Annotated in this window: 14 protein-coding genes; 9 read left to right on the plus strand and 5 right to left on the minus strand. The window is 62.4% G+C overall.

The genetic code is table 11. The features are described 5' to 3' along the window. Positions 1–82 precede the first annotated feature (82 nt). Positions 83–787 (plus strand): helix-turn-helix transcriptional regulator, encoded by a 705-nt coding sequence (locus tag BM400_RS04055; protein WP_089836852.1) that lies wholly within the window; start codon positions 83–85, stop codon positions 785–787. Here the strand turns inward: BM400_RS04055 and BM400_RS04060 are convergent. Further along, positions 784–1,485, minus strand: a complete 702-nt coding sequence (locus BM400_RS04060) for an endonuclease III domain-containing protein (RefSeq protein WP_089836854.1) — start codon at positions 1,483–1,485, stop codon at positions 784–786. The genes BM400_RS04055 and BM400_RS04060 overlap by 4 nt on opposite strands. Beyond that, entirely contained in the window at positions 1,482–2,438 is a 957-nt protein-coding gene (locus BM400_RS04065) for an isoaspartyl peptidase/L-asparaginase (RefSeq protein ID WP_089836856.1), read from the minus strand. The genes BM400_RS04060 and BM400_RS04065 overlap by 4 nt, the downstream gene beginning before the upstream one ends. 171 nt (positions 2,439–2,609) lie before the next feature. On the opposite strand from BM400_RS04065, the gene BM400_RS04070 reads away from it, so the two are divergent. The 3 genes from BM400_RS04070 (at position 2,610) to BM400_RS04080 (ending at position 6,376) form a co-directional block, all read left to right on the plus strand. Further along, a complete protein-coding gene (locus BM400_RS04070; RefSeq protein ID WP_089836858.1) occupies positions 2,610–3,638 on the plus strand; it encodes an aldo/keto reductase in 1,029 nt (342 codons plus the stop codon). A gap of 128 nt (positions 3,639–3,766) precedes the next feature. Then, complete coding sequence (locus BM400_RS04075; RefSeq protein ID WP_089836860.1) at positions 3,767–5,167, plus strand: phytoene desaturase family protein; 1,401 nt, start codon at positions 3,767–3,769, stop codon at positions 5,165–5,167. Between the two features lie 63 nt (positions 5,168–5,230). Continuing rightward, positions 5,231–6,376, plus strand: a complete 1,146-nt coding sequence (locus BM400_RS04080) for an acyltransferase family protein (RefSeq protein ID WP_089836863.1) — start codon at positions 5,231–5,233, stop codon at positions 6,374–6,376. A 27-nt stretch (positions 6,377–6,403) separates the two neighbouring features. Here BM400_RS04080 and BM400_RS04085 read toward each other — a convergent pair whose 3' ends face one another. Both BM400_RS04085 and BM400_RS04090 read right to left on the minus strand, forming a co-directional pair. Further along, positions 6,404–9,034 carry a putative bifunctional diguanylate cyclase/phosphodiesterase gene (locus BM400_RS04085; RefSeq protein WP_089836865.1) on the minus strand — a complete coding sequence of 877 codons (2,631 nt, stop codon included), beginning with the start codon at positions 9,032–9,034 and terminating at the stop codon, positions 6,404–6,406. 256 nt (positions 9,035–9,290) lie between these two features. After that, complete coding sequence (locus BM400_RS04090) at positions 9,291–10,931, minus strand: DHA2 family efflux MFS transporter permease subunit (RefSeq protein ID WP_089836867.1); 1,641 nt, start codon at positions 10,929–10,931, stop codon at positions 9,291–9,293. A 148-nt stretch (positions 10,932–11,079) separates the two neighbouring features. Here BM400_RS04090 and BM400_RS04095 point away from each other — a divergent pair, with 148 nt between their 5' ends. Genes BM400_RS04095 through BM400_RS04110 form a run of 4 tightly spaced genes read left to right on the plus strand, consistent with a single transcriptional unit; the run spans position 11,080 to position 13,357 of the window. Then, positions 11,080–11,502 carry an antitoxin Xre/MbcA/ParS toxin-binding domain-containing protein gene (locus tag BM400_RS04095; protein WP_089836869.1) on the plus strand — a complete coding sequence of 141 codons (423 nt, stop codon included), beginning with the start codon at positions 11,080–11,082 and terminating at the stop codon, positions 11,500–11,502. Then, positions 11,502–11,963: an RES family NAD+ phosphorylase gene (locus tag BM400_RS04100; protein WP_089836872.1), complete on the plus strand. Its 462-nt coding sequence runs from the start codon at positions 11,502–11,504 to the stop codon at positions 11,961–11,963. Before BM400_RS04095 ends, BM400_RS04100 begins: the two co-directional genes overlap by 1 nt. Positions 11,964–12,019: 56 nt before the next feature. After that, entirely contained in the window at positions 12,020–12,799 is a 780-nt protein-coding gene (locus tag BM400_RS04105; protein ID WP_089836874.1) for a zinc ribbon domain-containing protein, read from the plus strand. Positions 12,800–12,823: 24 nt separating this feature from the next. Beyond that, positions 12,824–13,357, plus strand: coding sequence for a 5' nucleotidase, NT5C type (locus tag BM400_RS04110; protein WP_425432384.1), 534 nt, complete (start codon positions 12,824–12,826; stop codon positions 13,355–13,357). On the opposite strand, the gene BM400_RS04115 is transcribed toward BM400_RS04110, so the two are convergent. Next, positions 13,354–13,782: a DUF2251 domain-containing protein gene (locus tag BM400_RS04115; RefSeq protein WP_089836879.1), complete on the minus strand. Its 429-nt coding sequence runs from the start codon at positions 13,780–13,782 to the stop codon at positions 13,354–13,356. The genes BM400_RS04110 and BM400_RS04115 overlap by 4 nt on opposite strands. A gap of 69 nt (positions 13,783–13,851) precedes the next feature. On the opposite strand from BM400_RS04115, the gene BM400_RS04120 reads away from it, so the two are divergent. Next, a complete protein-coding gene (locus tag BM400_RS04120) occupies positions 13,852–15,057 on the plus strand; it encodes a glycosyltransferase family protein (RefSeq protein ID WP_089836881.1) in 1,206 nt (401 codons plus the stop codon). The last annotated feature ends 100 nt before the right edge of the window (positions 15,058–15,157 follow it).

Below are 15,157 nucleotides of genomic sequence, written 5' to 3' on the forward strand. Positions count from 1 at the left end.
GCTGAACGGGGCCGCTGCCCATCGTGACAGCCGCCCGCGCAGGGCGCCCTTCCCCTTGCAGTAGGCTGGAAACGAGCACCACATGCGCCGAGCCGACCGTCTCTTTCGAATCGTCCAACAACTTCGTGGGGGACGCCTCACCACCGCCCGGACCCTTGCCGAGCGCCTCGAGGTCTCCGAGCGCACCATCTACCGCGACGTCCGGGACCTCCAGCTCTCCGGGACGCCTATCGAAGGGGAGGCCGGCGTAGGGTACCGGTTGCGCAAGGAGTTCGACCTGCCGCCGCTTATGTTTACCCACCAGGAGCTGACGGCGATCGTCCTTGGAGCCCGGATGGTGAAGGCCTGGGGAGGGGCCGAGGGGGTGACTGCGGCTGAGAGCGCACTCGCCCGCATCGAGGCGGTGCTGCCTCTGGACCTTCGCGCGCGCCTCGACCGTATCCTGCTGTTTGCGCCGGATTTCTATATCCCGCACTCGGACCGGAGGCGTGTCGACCTCATCCACGAGGCCTGTGTGGCGCGTCATCCGCTCACCTTCCGCTACAAGCGGGAAGACGGTACGGAGTCGAAGCGCACCGTTCGCCCGCTTGGCCTCTACCGGTGGACGAACTCCTGGACGCTGGCGTCCTGGTGCGATCTGCGCCGCGACTTCCGGACCTTCCGCATCGACCGCATGGACGAGATCGAGGTAGAGCAGACGACCTTCGAGGACCGCTCCGGGCAAACGCTCGCGGACTTCCTCGCCAAGGTCCGCGCGGAGTGGCCCGAGACCGCACGCGCGAACTAGGGTCGGGTGTGCTTTGTGCCGTAGGGGCAGCGCTCCAGCAGAGGACAACTTCCGCACCTGGGCTCGGCGAAGGTGCAGAGCGTCTGCCCATGGATCTTGATGAGTGCGTGGTGCTCGTCGAGCATCTCCGCCGTCCACTCCGGAGGAACCAGTCGCATCAGCCGCTCCTCGGTGGTGGCCGCGTCGGCGCGTGGCGTCAGGCCAAGCCGCTGCGTCACGCGGAGGTGGTGCGAGTCGATGCAGAGGGCCTTTCGGCGCAGCGTGGAGAAGTTCACCACCGCCGCCGAAGTCTTCGGCCCCACGCCCTCGAACTGCTCCAGCCAGATCCTGATCTTGTCCGTCCGATACTTGGCCAGGAAGTCGAGCGTCAACTCTCCGTAGCGCGCCGTGATCTGCATGAGCGCGGTCTTCAGCCAGGGAGCCTTGGTTTCGGGGAAGGTGATCATGCCGATGGTGCGTTCGATCTCCTCCACGGGCGCGTCGCGCAGGTTGTCCCAGGTGCCGAACCGGGCGCGAAGAGCGCGCAGCGCTTCGTGTGAGACGTCTGTCTTCGTCCGGCTCGACAGGATGGAGTAGATGAACTGCGTCAGTGGATCCCACGGCTCGCGTGTCTTCGGCTGGCCGTAGCGTTCGAGCAGAATCTGGTGGATCTCCGGGAGGCGCGGGTCGGCTGGGGGCTGGAAGAGGAGCTCGGTCATGCGTTCCGCGTCACCCCAAGCCGTGCGCCCTCGGCGTCGTGGATGCCCCAAGCCATGCGCGGCGTGTTGTGGGCGAGGCCGAGGGTGCCGTCGGGGGCGAGAAGGATGATGCCGCCGTGGCCACCGAGCCGCTTGTACAGGTAGGCGATGGCCTCGTCGGCGGCCTGCTGCGCGGTGGCTCCCGCGGCGACGCGGTCGACGGCCCACTTGCCGAGGACGAGCTTCATGATGGGTTCGCCCCAGCCGGTGAGCGAGACCGCGGCGGAGTCGTTGTCGGCGTAGCAGCCGCAGCCGATGAGCGAGGAATCGCCGACGCGGCCCGGGGCCTTTGAGAGCGTCCCGCCGGTGGAGGTTCCGGCGGCAATGTTGCCGTTCGCATCCATCGCAACGGCTCCGACGGTGTCGTGCGAGTGCAGCGTCGGGTCTGGAAGCCCTTCGTCCAGGATGAGTTCCCCGGAAAAGGTGGTGTCGACTGCCCCGGCGAGTTCGGCCTTCTGGAAGGCGATGAGGCGGTCGCGCTCACGGGGGACGATCAGCTCGGTGTTGTCGATCAGGGGCATGCCGTTCTGGAAGGCGAATCGCTCGGCCCCGGTGCCGACGAAGTAGACGTGCGGGCTCTTGTCGAGGACGAGCCGCGCGGCCTGAATGGGGTTGCGGATGCGCTCCACGCAGGCGACGCCGCCGGTGCGGAGGTTCGATCCATCCATCAGCAGCGCGTCGAGCTGCACGCGACCGTCGCGGGTGAGGAAGGAGCCGCGACCGGCGTCGAAGGTGTCGTCGTCTTCCATGACGGTGACGGCGGCCTGTACGGCATCGAGTGCGGAGCGGCCCATCTCAAGCTGCCTGTAGCCCGCGGCGAGGGCGTTGGCGATGCCGTTTTCGTGCGCTTCGATAGCGTCGTCGGGCATGGCCCAGGCACCGCCGTGGATGAGGAGAACGGGTTTTCCTGCCATGTTTTTCTCCCTTTCGAGGGTTGCACCCCGACCCCGGTAAACACCGTAAAGTCTTCAGAAATATGAGCTTACTTGCAGACCTGGGGCTTCCGGTCCGTCCATGGCACTGGGACCAAGTTTAGCAGGGCAATTTTAACGCAGCCTGGGCGTTGGGATCGCATCTGAAGGGCTATGGAATATCGTCAGCTTGGCAGGTCGGGTTTGAAGGTTCCGGAGCTTTGCTTCGGGGCAGGAACATTTGGCGGCAACAACGAGTTCTTCAAGGCCTGGGGTGCGTCCGATGTCGCCGAGGCGAAGAAGATCGTCGATATCTGCATGGAAGCCGGGATGAATCTGTTCGACACGGCGGATGTGTATTCGGACGGATCGAGTGAAGAGGTGCTTGCCGGGGCGGTTGCGCACCTGAAGCGCGAGGACTATCTCATCTCGACCAAGGCGACCTTCCGCCTGGGCAAGGGGCCGAACGATGTGGGTTCGTCGCGCTACCACCTGATCCAGTCGGTGGAGAACAGCCTGAAGCGGCTGAAGACAGACTATATCGACATCTATCATCTGCATGCGTTCGATGCGATGACGCCCGCCGAAGAGGTTCTCCGGACGCTCGATGGTCTGGTGCAGTCGGGGAAGATCCGCTACATCGCCTGTTCGAACTTTTCGGGCTGGCACCTGATGAAGATGCTCTCGGTGAGCGAGCGTTACGGATGGAGCCGGTATATCGGGCACCAGGTGTACTACTCGCTGGTTGGCCGTGAGTACGAGTGGGAGTTGATGCCTCTGGCGCTCGACCAAGGGGTGGGTGCGCTGGTGTGGTCGCCGCTGGGCTGGGGACGCCTGACCGGCAAGCTGCGCCGGGGCGCGCCGATTCCGGAGCAGAGCCGCCTGCATGTGACCGCGCAGTATGGGCCTCCGGTGCCGGATGAGTACCTGTACAAGGTGGTCGATGCGTTGGATGAGGTGGCTGCGGAGACGGGCAAGACGATCCCGCAGATCTCGCTGAACTGGCTTCTGCGCCGCCCTACGGTTTCGACGGTGATCGTTGGGGCTCGCAATGAGGAGCAGTTGAAGCAGAACCTCGGGGCGATCGGCTGGGAGCTGACGGCTGAGCAGGTGAAGAAGCTGGATGCAGCGAGCGAGCAGACGAAGACGTATCCGTATTGGCACCAGGTGCAGTTCGTGGAGCGGAATCCCTTCCCGGTGTAAGGGAACGCCAAAACGGGATGGCGAGGAGTGTGGCGGCGAGTACGGCTCGGAAGAAGGAACGCATGGGAACCACCTGCTTGCTAAGGGATGGTGGATGGGGCCGCTGGATTTTAGCGTAGGCTGGGCGCATGGCGACGGCGAGGGTGATCGGGGCGGGACCGAACGGGCTGGCGGCGGCGATTGTGCTGGCCCGGGCCGGGGTTCGGGTGACGGTGTACGAGGCCATGGAGCGGGTGGGCGGAGCGTGTGGCACGGAGGAGTTGACGCTTCCGGGATTTCGGCACGATGTGGGTGCGGCCGTGTTTCCGATGGGGCTGGCATCGCCGTTTTTGAGAACTCTTCCACTGGAGCAGCATGGCGTTCGTTGGGTGCAGCCGGCGGCTCCGCTGGCGCATCCGCTGGACGATGGGACGGCGGTGATGCTGGAGCGAGGCGTGTTCGAGACGGCGGATGGGCTGGGCGAAGATGGAGCCGCATATCGACGGATGATGGAACCGTTGGTGTCGGGCTGGAGCGGGCTTGTGGGGGAGATTTTGCAGCCGCTGCTGCATGTGCCGCGGCATCCTTTGGCGCTGGCGCGGTTTGGTGCGATGGGGCTGCTGCCGGCGACGGCTCTGGCGAAGATGAGCTTCAAGGGAGAACGGGCACGGGCGCTGTTTGCGGGGAATGCGGCGCACTCTGTGATGCCGTTGACGAAGGCGTCGACCGCTGCGGTGGGACTGACGCTGCATGGAGCGGCGCATGGGGAGGGGTGGCCTGTCGTGGAAGGAGGCTCGCAGGCGCTGGTGGAGGCGATGGCTTCGATTCTGCGCGGACTCGGTGGGGAGATTCGCCTGGGAGTGCGGGTGGAGCGGCTGGGGGATCTGGAGCCTGCCGACCGCACGCTGTGCGATGTGACGCCACGGCAGTTTCTTCGGATGACGGATGTTCCGGTAGGCATGCGGCGCCGGCTGGAGGGCTGGCGGTATGGGCCGGGCGCGTTCAAGATCGACTATGCGCTCTCGGAGCCGATTCCGTGGCGCGCGAAGGAGTGCCGGCGTGCGGCGACGGTGCATCTTGGAGGGAGCTTCGAGGAGATTGTGGCTTCGGAGGAGGCGGCGTGGACCGGGCGGATGGATGGGCCGCCGTTCTGTCTGCTGGTGCAGCCTTCGCTGTTCGATCCCACGCGGGCTCCGGCGGGGAAGCATACGGCGTGGGTGTACTGCCATGTGCCGAACGGCTCGGGGCTCGACTGGTCGAGACAGATTGAGGCGCAGATCGAGCGGTTTGCACCGGGGTTTCGCGAGTGCGTGCTGGCGCGGCGGACGCAGACGACGACGCAGATGGAGGCGTGGAATCCCAATCTTGTCGGGGGAGATGTGTCGGGGGGAGCGATGAGCCTCGGGCAGATCGCTTTCCGGCCGACGGCGAGGACGTATGGCACGGGTGTGAAGGGGACGTATCTGTGCAGCGCTTCGACGCCGCCGGGCGGTGGCGTGCATGGGATGTGTGGCTATTGGGCGGCGATGAGGGCGCTGGAGACCCTGTAGTGCGTAGGTCTGCCCTCGCGGCCGATCGGCAGGACAGGAAGCTCAGAATGCTATAGTCCCCGCATGGGAGAACGAAAACATATTCCAGCGTTGGATGGGCTCCGCGGATGCGCCGTCCTCGCTGTCATGTGCTATCACCTGGGCGGAGGAGTTCAGTCCCACAACCCTGTCGTACACCTGGCCGGGGTTGCGACGCGATACGGCTTTGCGGGGGTGCAGCTCTTCTTTGTACTCTCCGGATTTTTAATCACCGGCATACTCTGGGACTCCAAGGGATCGGCTTTCTGGTGGCGCAACTTCTTTATGCGGCGCGCCCTGCGTATCTTCCCGCTGTATTATGCAAGTCTGCTGCTGAACCTGATTGTTTCCGCGCTGTCGGGCCTTGGCTGGATCGCGTTGAGCAGCCTCTGGATCTTCGCGCTTTACCTGCAGAACTTTCAGTTCCCAGGCCACCTGCGGGAGCTGGCAGATCACCTCTCACTGCCACTTGCTCACTACTGGTCGCTTGCCGTGGAGGAGCAGTTTTACCTCATTTGGCCGTTGGTTCTGATGAAAACCCGCACATCCGGGCAGGCCAAGGTATGTTGCCTTGCCGTGGTACTGATCTCTCTCTGCGTCGATGTGGGCACCGGACTTCACGTGTTGTCGGGCTTGGACTCTTCCTTTCTGGCAAATATGGGAGGTCTCGGTGCCGGCAGTTTTCTTGCCCTGGCCTATCGGGCACCCTCGTGGCCGCGCGTTATCGTTTGGGGTCCGGCGGTCACCCTCGCGGGTCTCTGCGGGTTTCTGCTTACCGCTCATTTCATGGGGTATCAAGCACCCTTGTTTCATCTACCCGTCTTCTGGCTGCTTTTTACGGGGATGCTGATGCTATGTCTGAGACCAGGGCTCCTCACTCGCCTGATGAGTCTGCCATGGCTGCGCTGGGTAGGCAGGATCAGTTATGGGCTTTATGTCTTTCCTTCTCTTCTGCTTCCTTTGACCTTCTGGCTTGTGGGCCGACTCGTCGGTCCGGCTCACCGTGAGCTCTATCTCGGTCTCGTCTTCGTGGTTGGCATGTGTGTCAGCTTTGCCGCCGCTACGCTCTCTTTCAACTACTTCGAGGAGCCTATCCTGAAGCTCAAGAGAAAGTTTCCCGAGGGTACGGGGAAGGTGGCCCGGGCCGAAGTTGCCCAGCGGGTTGAGGCTTCCGGCGCACCGTTTGCCTGAGCGTCCGCCGGGTTGTTCGGCGACGGGTTACGAGACGTGCGGCTGGTTGCGGGGCTGGTACATCCATTTGCTGCGGTCTGCCCCGTTGGCACCGAACTCGTGCAGGGTGCGGGTGAAGGCGCTGACATCGGCGAGCGTCAACGGCTTCGAATAGAGGTAGCCCTGAGCGGAATCGCATTCGAGGTCGCGGAGCATCGTGGCCTGATCGACGGTCTCGACGCCCTCGGCGATGACCTCCATGTTGAGCGAATGCGCCAGGGCGATGATGGCGGTTGTGACCGCGAGCGAGTTGGCATCGGTGAGGCACTTCGAGACGAAGGAGCGGTCGATCTTGAGGCGGTCGACCTTGAAGCGGGTGATATAGCTCATGTTCGAGAAGCCGGTGCCGAAGTCGTCGATGGCGGTAGTCACGCCCAGGGCCTGGATGCCCTCGAGGATCTGCAGGGTCTCTTCGGAGTCGCGCATGAGCAGGCCTTCGGTGATCTCCACTTCGAGCGAGCTGGGCGAGAGTCCGCTGACGCTGAGAGCACGCTCGATGGTCTGTTGGAAGTGGACTCCGTGGACCTGGTTGGGCGACAGGTTGACGGCAACCGAGAGTTCGTAACCGACCTCCCGCTGCAACTGGGCGATATCGCGGCACGCGGTCTCCAGGCACCATGCGCCGATATCGGTGATGAGGCCGCTCTCTTCCGCGATGGGGATGAAGACGCTGGGCAGCACGAGCCCGATACCGGGACGTCGCCAGCGCATCAATGCCTCGACGCCTACAAGGGTGTGGTCGGTCAGCGAAATCTGTGGCTGATAGACGAGGAAGAGCTCATTGTTGGCGATGGCCTTGCGGAGGGCCGTCTCGAGATGCAGCTTTTCCAGCAGTTTCTTGCCCAGGTCCGGCGTGAAGACCGCAAGTCCATTGCGCCCCTGCATCTTGCCATGGTCCAGCGCGATATCGGCGTGCTTCAGCAGTTCGTCGGCGGAGCTGGTCTCAGGATAGATGCTGATGCCGACGCTGGCGGAGATGACGATCTGATGTCCGTCGGCTGAGATGGGCGGGGCGAAGGAGTCGCGCAGTTTCCTTGCCGTGATTTCCGCCTCGGATCGATCGGCGAGTCCGTTGAGAATGACGACGAATTGATCGCCGAAGCGAGCCACGGTGTCGGAGTTGCGGCTGGTGGAGCGGAGCCGGAGAGCGACCTCGCGCAGTACGAGATCGCCCGTGTCGTGGCCGAGTGAATCGTTGATTCGCTTGAACTGGTCGAGGTCGAAGATGAGTACTGCGAACTGGCTGCGGGTGCGTGCGTTGACCTCGATGGCGGTCTCGATGCTGTCGCGCAGCAGAGAGCGTCCAGGCAGCCCGGTGAGGGGATCGTGATGCGCAATGTGGTAGATGTACTGGTCGGTCTGCTTGCGGTCCGTCAGGTCATAGGAGGAAGCCATGTAGGCGATGACCGAGCCGCGTTCGTCCTCGATGGTATTGACGTTGACCTGCACCGGAATGCGGAGGTTGTTGCGGCAGAGGTAAGTCCACTCCCGCTCTTCTTCCAGGCCATGTGCGAGGCGCACTCGCAGCACGGAGCTGTCGGGAGGAACGGTTTCGCCGAACTCTTCGGTATAGCGTTGCGCGATCTCGGTGAGTTCATTCTGGTCGTGGAGGACGATGATGTTGCGGCCAACGAGTTCCTCCTCGCTGTAGCCCAGCATGATCTGTCCGGCCGGGTTCACGGACGAGATGGTGCCGTCGGGCTCGGTGATGATGATGGTGAAGGAGGAGCTGGCGACGATGGCCTTGTTGTAGGCGAGCGAGCGCTTGAGGCTCTGGGTGGAGAGGCGCTCGGCGGTCACGTCGAGACAGGTCACCAGGGCTCCATCGCCCAGCTTCGAGATATGGATGCGCACGAAGGAGCTCTCGCGCCCGGTGCCGGCGTTCAGGATCCTGGTCTCGGTATCGAAGACCCATGGCTCGCCGGTCTCCACGACCTTGCGGTAGAGCTCGAGGCGCCCGTCGCGGTAGACATGAGGATTGATCTCGCTGAGCCGCTTGCCGACCAGATGTTCCCGGGAGAGGCCGATCATCTTCTCGGCCGTTGGGTTGGCGAAGACGAAGACGAAATCGACGATGGCTCCGCTGCGGTCGCGGACGGTATCACACATGAAGATGCTGACAAGCGTGCTTTCCATCGCGGCTGAAAGGCGTGCCTCGTCGCGAACGCTGATGGAGGCGCGTTCCAGGATGGAGCTGATACGGCGGTAGTAGAGGGGCAGGCAGCATGCGGTCACCACGGCGAGCGCACCCTCGAAGATGCTCATCGCGGTGTCGAGCCAACTATCCGGATAGGCGGCGACGTGTTCCTCAAGGTAGTGGCGCGCGGCGTGCCCGCCACAGAAGAGCAGGAAAGCCAGTGCGATCGGCTTTACCGGGAGTATCTTCCGCAGGTTATACAGGATGGCGAAGAGCACCGCGGCAAAGGCGGTGTAGCCGAGCCAGAGGAAGAGCTCTGCCGGGGTATCGTAGCGCAGAGCGCTCGGTTGGCGGTAGCCTGGGGAGCCAACTGCCCAGTTCCCCAGAAAAAAGAGGCAGCAGGTCGTCGAACCTGCTAGGACAAAGAGGACCGGCCCAAGCCGCAACTTACGGGTTTGAGTGTGTTCCACCAACATCGGCATCGTGAACCTGAATGGGTCTTGCGAAGGTAACACGCGCCTGGGAGCGGGAGCATGAGAAACACAGCTAGAAACGCCAGCCTGCTGCCGGTTTGGAGTCCCCGTTGCGGCAATGGTGTATTCAGGTAAGCGTGTCGAAGCTGGACCGGAGTGCGCTCACATCTATGTTCTCATTTGACCCGATGATTACCCTATACAACCTACAACTTTTGGGGGATGTATCCGCGTGGATACGATTTTATCGAGGCAAGCCATAGGGTTAGTGCATGGGTGCGTCGCCGGAGGGCGGCTTGATCTTGCCGATGGCGAGCACGATCGGGATCATGCAGGCGCAGAAGACGACAAAGATGGAGATGATGTCCAGGTAGGCGAGCATCGAGGACTGGCGGTGCATCTGTTGATAGATAAAGGCTTGTGCCGTGTGGGCGCCAGGCCCGGTGAGCGGGTTTCCACCGCCATGTCCACCAAAAGCACCCTTCAGGCTCTTGACCTTGTCGACGAAGGCCTGGTTGCCGGCGGTGAGATCGCGGATCATGTAGCTTTCGTGCTTCTGCGTGCCACGGGCGAGCATGGTGGCGACGAACGCAGTACCGACCGATCCTCCGATGTTGCGTGCGAGGTTGGTGAGGCCGGCCACGTCGTTATTCTGCGACTGCGGCACGCCGGAGTAGCTGATGGTGTTGATCGGGATGAACAGGAATGCGAGGCCGGAGGCCTGATAGACGCGGACCCACATGATGTACTTGAAGCTCGAATCGAGCGAGAAGGTCATCATGACGATCATCGAGGTCGACAGGATGAAGAATCCGCCGCAGATGAGGTAGCGCGGGTCGACTTTGCCGATGAGGAATCCGACGACCGGCATCATGAGCATGATGCAGATGCCGCCCGGCGAGATCACGAATCCGGCGAGTTCGGCTGTATAGCCGAGTAGCGTCTGGACCATCTGCGGGATCAGAACGGTGGTGCCGTAGAGCGAGAAGCCCAGCACAAACATCAGCACGAACGGGATGGCGAAGGTCTTGCGTTTAAAGAGCGTCAGGTTGAGAATCGGGCGGTTTTTGATCTTGAGCTGGTAGAGCTCCCACACGATGAGGGTGATCAGCGAGATCACGCAGAGCACGGTGAAGAAGACGATGACATGCGAGCCGAACCAGTCGTCTTCCTGGCCCTTGTCGAGGATGAACTCCAGCGAACCGAAGCCGGTCGCGAGGAGGCCGAAGCCGAGAAAGTCGAGTTTGAGGCCCTCTCGAGCCGCCTGCTTCACCTGCTTGACGATGTGCGGTGGGTCTTCGACGAGGCGGTTGGTGAGGAAGAGCGACACGATCGCGATGGGGACGTTGATGAAGAAGATCCATCGCCAGTTATAGTTGTCGGTGATCCAGCCGCCGAGCGAGGGTCCGATGGCGGGGGCGCAGACGACCGCCAAACCATAGAGCGCAAAGGCCTGTCCACGCTGTTTGGGGGTAAAGGTATCGGCCAGGATGGCCTGTTCGGAGGGTGCGAGTCCGCCTCCGCCTGCGCCCTGCAGGACACGGCAGAAGATGAGGATCGGCAGCGAGGGGGCGAGGCCGCACATCATCGACGAGATGCCGAAGAGGACGACGCAGATCATGTAGAACTTCTTGCGGCCAATAAAGGTGGTGAGATAGGCCGACGCCGGCAGGATCACGGCGTTCGAGACCAGGTAGCTGGTGAGGACCCAGGTGGCTTCGTCCTGCGAAGCGCCGAGCGAGCCCGCGATGTGCGGCAGGGCCACGTTGGCGATGGAGGAGTCGAGCACCTCCATGAAGGTGGCGAGCGTGACGGTAAGGGCGATGGCCCAAGGGTTGGCGCGGGGCCGCCAGGGTGCGGGGGCAGAGATCGTCTGCTCGGGTAAGGATGCGGTTGCCGTAGCCATGTGTAGGTTTGGATGGCCAAGGGTTGCCTGGGATTCAGGATGTTTCGCTCTGCACCGCGATTGGGGCAGTGATCCGGCGTCCGCGCGGGCGGGAATCAGGGCTCATCTGAGCCTGGGATCAGGCTACAATGATCATGAGAGGTGATCCATGATCGCACCCCAGGCAATTGCGTTGATTCTCGGTCTCGGCGGGAATGTCAGTTCTTTGAGTGAACTGGATGGCGCCGTGTCTCGCGGTTTGTCGAAGCAATCGGTCACACGGTTGGTGAGCCGCGCCGCAACCGACGTGAAGGCGGCTCGGGCGTTGCGCGATCAAGTGGTTCCGCTCGCGACATGGAAGCGGACGAAGGGCAAGCTTTCGGTGGCGGCCAGTGAACGGGCGGAGCGCATGGCGAGAGTACTTGCCTACGCGGAGTACGTGTGGGACGACACAGATCAGGCGCGGGCATGGATGAACCGCCCCCATGGTGAGTTACAGGGGCAAACGCCACTCGAAGCGGCGAAGACCGAACTGGGCGCGCGCAGAGTGGAAGACGTGTTGGACAAACTCTTCTATGGATTGCCGGTCTGATGATCGTTTTTCGCATCGCCGATCGTCGCCGGCCCGGGCTTGACGGTGTGGGAGCCTATTTGAAGGGTGGTCGATGGAATTTGCCCGGACGCCGTGTTGTGTACACTGCCGATTCGTATTCGCTCGCTCTTCTTGAAGTACTGGTTCATGCAAGCAGAGATGCGGTGCCAAAGAACCAGGTCGTGATCAAGATCGAGATTCCCGATGAACTTGCTCTCGAAACGCTGCAACCTCCGTATGTCTCTGGTTGGAAGTCGTACGAACCGGTTGCGAGTTGTTCGTTCGGCGATGCATGGCTTGAAGAAGGAAGAACGGCGTTCCTGAAAGTTCCGAGTGTCGTTGTCCAAGGGCGTCAGTGGAATGTATTGCTCAATCCCGAACACGCTGATTTCGCGAAGATTTTGGTTACCGCCCCTGAAGAAATCGAGTGGGATCCTCGTCTCCTTCCTGGAGGGTTCTAGATCCGAGTTGCATCGATGGGCAGTCCGGCGTGTAATCGGATTTTGCGGGAGGCACGATGCATCCGGATCTTGAGAAGTTGATTGTGTTGCAGCGTTTGGATCTTGAGGCGAAGAGGCTCAGGGATGAAATCTCGGCGCTGCCGAAGCATGTTGCCGGGTTGTCGGCCAAGCTGGCGGCTCTCGAAGGGCAGAGAGCTGTGGTGGTCGACCTGCTCGCCAAGGAGGAGGCTCTGCGGCGGCGGCAGGAGTCGGATGTGAAGGACTTCCGGCTGAAGATCGAGAAAGGCCGCAAGAAGGTCGATGCCGCGACGACTTCGGCGATGGTCGAAGGGTTCGAGCGCGAGATTGCCTTCTCCCAGGGCGAGATCGCGAAGCTCGAGGATGCTGAGCTCGAGAGCATGCTGCGGACCGAGGAGATGGAGGCGCAGAAGACGCTCGCCGATGCCGCCGTCGCCGAGGCCAAGGCTACGCTGAGCCGGGAACGTGCCCGTGCGGTCGAGACGATCGACAAGGATAAGGTGTTGCTGGCTGGGGTCGACACGGAGCGCGAGGTTCTACGGCCGACAATCGGTGAGGCGATTCTGTCGAACTACGATCGGATCGCGAAGGGCAAGGGCACCGGACTGGCCGAGGCGCTGAACCAGAAGTGCATGGCGTGCCAGATGATGCTGCGTCCCCAGCGCTGGAACGACATTCGCAATCGTGACAACGAGGACGAGATCACTACCTGCGAGAGTTGCGGGCGCCTGCTGTACTACGATCCGGCTCGCGATTCGCCGCAGCGCAAGGTGGTCGAGGTGGAGAGCATCGCGGCCCGCATTGTGCGGTCGCTGTAACGGAAACCGGCGTATGGTGGGTGAGTGAGCGCGTTGAAACGAATTTGCATCGATATGGATGAGGTCATTGCGGATGCTGTGGCGGAGCATCTGTTGCGTTACAACCAGGACCACGATGAGCAGATCTCGAAGGACGATCTGGCCGGGAAGTGGCTGTGGGAGGTCGTGTCCGCGGATCGGCACGCGAAGCTCGATGCGTACATGCGCTCCGAGGACTTCTTCGCCGTTCTGGACGTCATGCCCGACGCCCCTCGGGTGATCGAAGCCCTGCAGTCGAAGTATGAGGTCTTCATCGCCACCGCGGCGATGGAGGTTCCCACCTCATTCAACGCGAAGTACCTGTGGCTCAAACGGCACTTTCCGTTCATTCCCTCTTCGCACATCGTGTTTTGCGGGGACAAGGGGATTCTGCGCGCCGAATACCTCATCGACGACAACCCGCGGCAGCTCCGGCGGTTCGAAGGCGAGGGGATCTTGTACACGTCTCCCCACAATATCCACGTCAAGGGGTACCGGCGTGTGGATAACTGGCTCGATGTGGAACGGATGTTCCTCTAGTTGGCGGGTTCCGCGTAGAGACCGGATTCGAAGGTCCTCAGCGCTTCGTCGTCCCAGGCATGGCTGGACTGACGCCATGTCTCGCCCTGCGCCGCCATAAAGTTCGGGAAGTCGAGCCGGCAGGATCCGATGCGTTTGGCGAAGTCGAACAGGCCCTGTGCGACGCCGTCGAGGTACATCACCGCCTGCATGCCGTCGCGCGACCACTGGATGCTGGCCAGACGCTGCTTTTCGGGGTCGCGGAGGGAACTGACGTTGTAGACGAGCATCGCGTCGACGATCGCGTCATCGTCGGTGCCGCGGGTGCGGTCGCAGGCGTAAAAATAAGCGGCAACGCCCTCGTCTTCAAAGACGACGTACCAGGGATAGGTGGACGAATCGGCTGCCAGGTAGGCATCGCCAGGGGTAAAGAGGAGCGACTGCATATGTCTCCACGATACACTTAGGGCCATGCAGGATGGGATTTTGAACGGCTGTGCGCGGGGGCTTTGTCGATGAAGTTTCCGAAGATTCGGATTGGTCGGGCGCAGCGCTGGGCTGGGTTGCTGCTGTTGGTATTTCTGGCGCAGTGCTCGTGGGTCATCGGGCACCAGCGGCTCACAGCGGCCGATTATCAGTATGCGGAGTGCGGGCGTGAGATGTGGGAGCGCCCGTCGCCACTGGCGGGGTATTTCACAACCTGTGGGAATCTGCACGGAGACGGCACGCTGGCCTATCGGGACGCGGGTCTGCCGCTCACCATGGAGCGCCTCGTGCTTCTGGGGGCGGACAAGTTTCGCAAGCCGGAGAACCGCCTCTACGTCGGCGGTACGCTGAACGGCTCGACCTGGGAGGCGCGCCACCAGCTTGGAGGTGTCGTCTGGCTCATGCATCTGCCGTTTGTGCTGTTCGCTATGTGGCTTGGCGCCGGACTGTGGTGGGTGGCCCGACGCCTCTTCGGGAATGAAGGTGCGTTCTTCGCGCTTGGTCTCTACTGCTTTTCGCCGGCTGTGGTCCGGTATGCGGTGGTGCCGAACAACGAAGTGCTGGCGATGTGGGGTCTGTACGGGCTGGTGTACACGGCCATCGGCGTGGCCCATGCCATGCAGGGACCACGCAGGAAATGGAAGCCGCGCATTGTTCTGCTGACCCTGGCGCTTGGTCTTACGGCGGCGGCGCATCTGGTGGCGGCCATGGTGGGATTTGTGGCGGCGCTGATCCTGATGATGTACCTCGCGGAGCGCCGGCGCAGCTACGTGATGCAGATCCTCATCTTCTCCGCGCTGGGCGCGCTCGTGTTGGTGTTTGCCTCGTTTGCGTTTCGCGCGGCGGCGTTCACCTATGTCTTTACCGGCGGCGGCGGACGCTTCTGGTTCTCGCTCGACGGGGTAAAGACCTTCTTCGGCGCTCTGGCCGAAGCCCCGATTGTGGGTGCCATTGGTGTGGCTCTGGTCATGTGGGCTGGCGTCAAGCGCAGCCGCTACTTCGGCAACACGGCACCCCTGATCCTGGCGGCACTCATCAGCCTCGTTCAACCTTCGCAGGTCGTCGCGGCGGCCTGGCTTTGGGCGGTGCCGTTCGGTCTTACGTTTACCGGCGGAGTCTTTGCCGACGCCATGGAGACCAAACACCGGAAGATGTTCCTCGGGCTGGCGGCCTGCCTGATGGTCGCGCAGGCCGTTGTCTGCCTCGGTTCGCTGGGAGTCATCGCCCGTCCCTGATCCTCCCGTCTCCGAATTTGCCTTGACGCTGTTCGCGTGGAATCTGCATCTTACGGTGTACATTGCACACAGATAGATGCGGATTGAGGACGGGGACCAG

Origin of the sequence: Granulicella pectinivorans (assembly GCF_900114625.1) — a bacterium.
Taxonomy (GTDB): Bacteria; Acidobacteriota; Terriglobia; order Terriglobales; family Acidobacteriaceae; genus Edaphobacter; species Edaphobacter pectinivorans.

Excerpts from the sequence above, each read along its gene's own strand:
- BM400_RS04055 (WP_089836852.1), top strand. The coding sequence starts at position 83 with ATGCGCCGAGCCGACCGTCTCTTTCGAATCGTCCAACAACTTCGTGGG.
- BM400_RS04060 (WP_089836854.1), bottom strand. The coding sequence starts at position 1,485 with ATGACCGAGCTCCTCTTCCAGCCCCCAGCCGACCCGCGCCTCCCGGAG.
- BM400_RS04065 (WP_089836856.1), bottom strand. The coding sequence starts at position 2,438 with ATGGCAGGAAAACCCGTTCTCCTCATCCACGGCGGTGCCTGGGCCATG.
- BM400_RS04070 (WP_089836858.1), top strand. The coding sequence starts at position 2,610 with ATGGAATATCGTCAGCTTGGCAGGTCGGGTTTGAAGGTTCCGGAGCTT.
- BM400_RS04075 (WP_089836860.1), top strand. The coding sequence starts at position 3,767 with ATGGCGACGGCGAGGGTGATCGGGGCGGGACCGAACGGGCTGGCGGCG.
- BM400_RS04080 (WP_089836863.1), top strand. The coding sequence starts at position 5,231 with ATGGGAGAACGAAAACATATTCCAGCGTTGGATGGGCTCCGCGGATGC.
- BM400_RS04085 (WP_089836865.1), bottom strand. The coding sequence starts at position 9,034 with ATGCCGATGTTGGTGGAACACACTCAAACCCGTAAGTTGCGGCTTGGG.
- BM400_RS04090 (WP_089836867.1), bottom strand. The coding sequence starts at position 10,931 with ATGGCTACGGCAACCGCATCCTTACCCGAGCAGACGATCTCTGCCCCC.
- BM400_RS04095 (WP_089836869.1), top strand. The coding sequence starts at position 11,080 with ATGATCGCACCCCAGGCAATTGCGTTGATTCTCGGTCTCGGCGGGAAT.
- BM400_RS04100 (WP_089836872.1), top strand. The coding sequence starts at position 11,502 with ATGATCGTTTTTCGCATCGCCGATCGTCGCCGGCCCGGGCTTGACGGT.
- BM400_RS04105 (WP_089836874.1), top strand. The coding sequence starts at position 12,020 with ATGCATCCGGATCTTGAGAAGTTGATTGTGTTGCAGCGTTTGGATCTT.
- BM400_RS04115 (WP_089836879.1), bottom strand. The coding sequence starts at position 13,782 with ATGCAGTCGCTCCTCTTTACCCCTGGCGATGCCTACCTGGCAGCCGAT.
- BM400_RS04120 (WP_089836881.1), top strand. The coding sequence starts at position 13,852 with ATGAAGTTTCCGAAGATTCGGATTGGTCGGGCGCAGCGCTGGGCTGGG.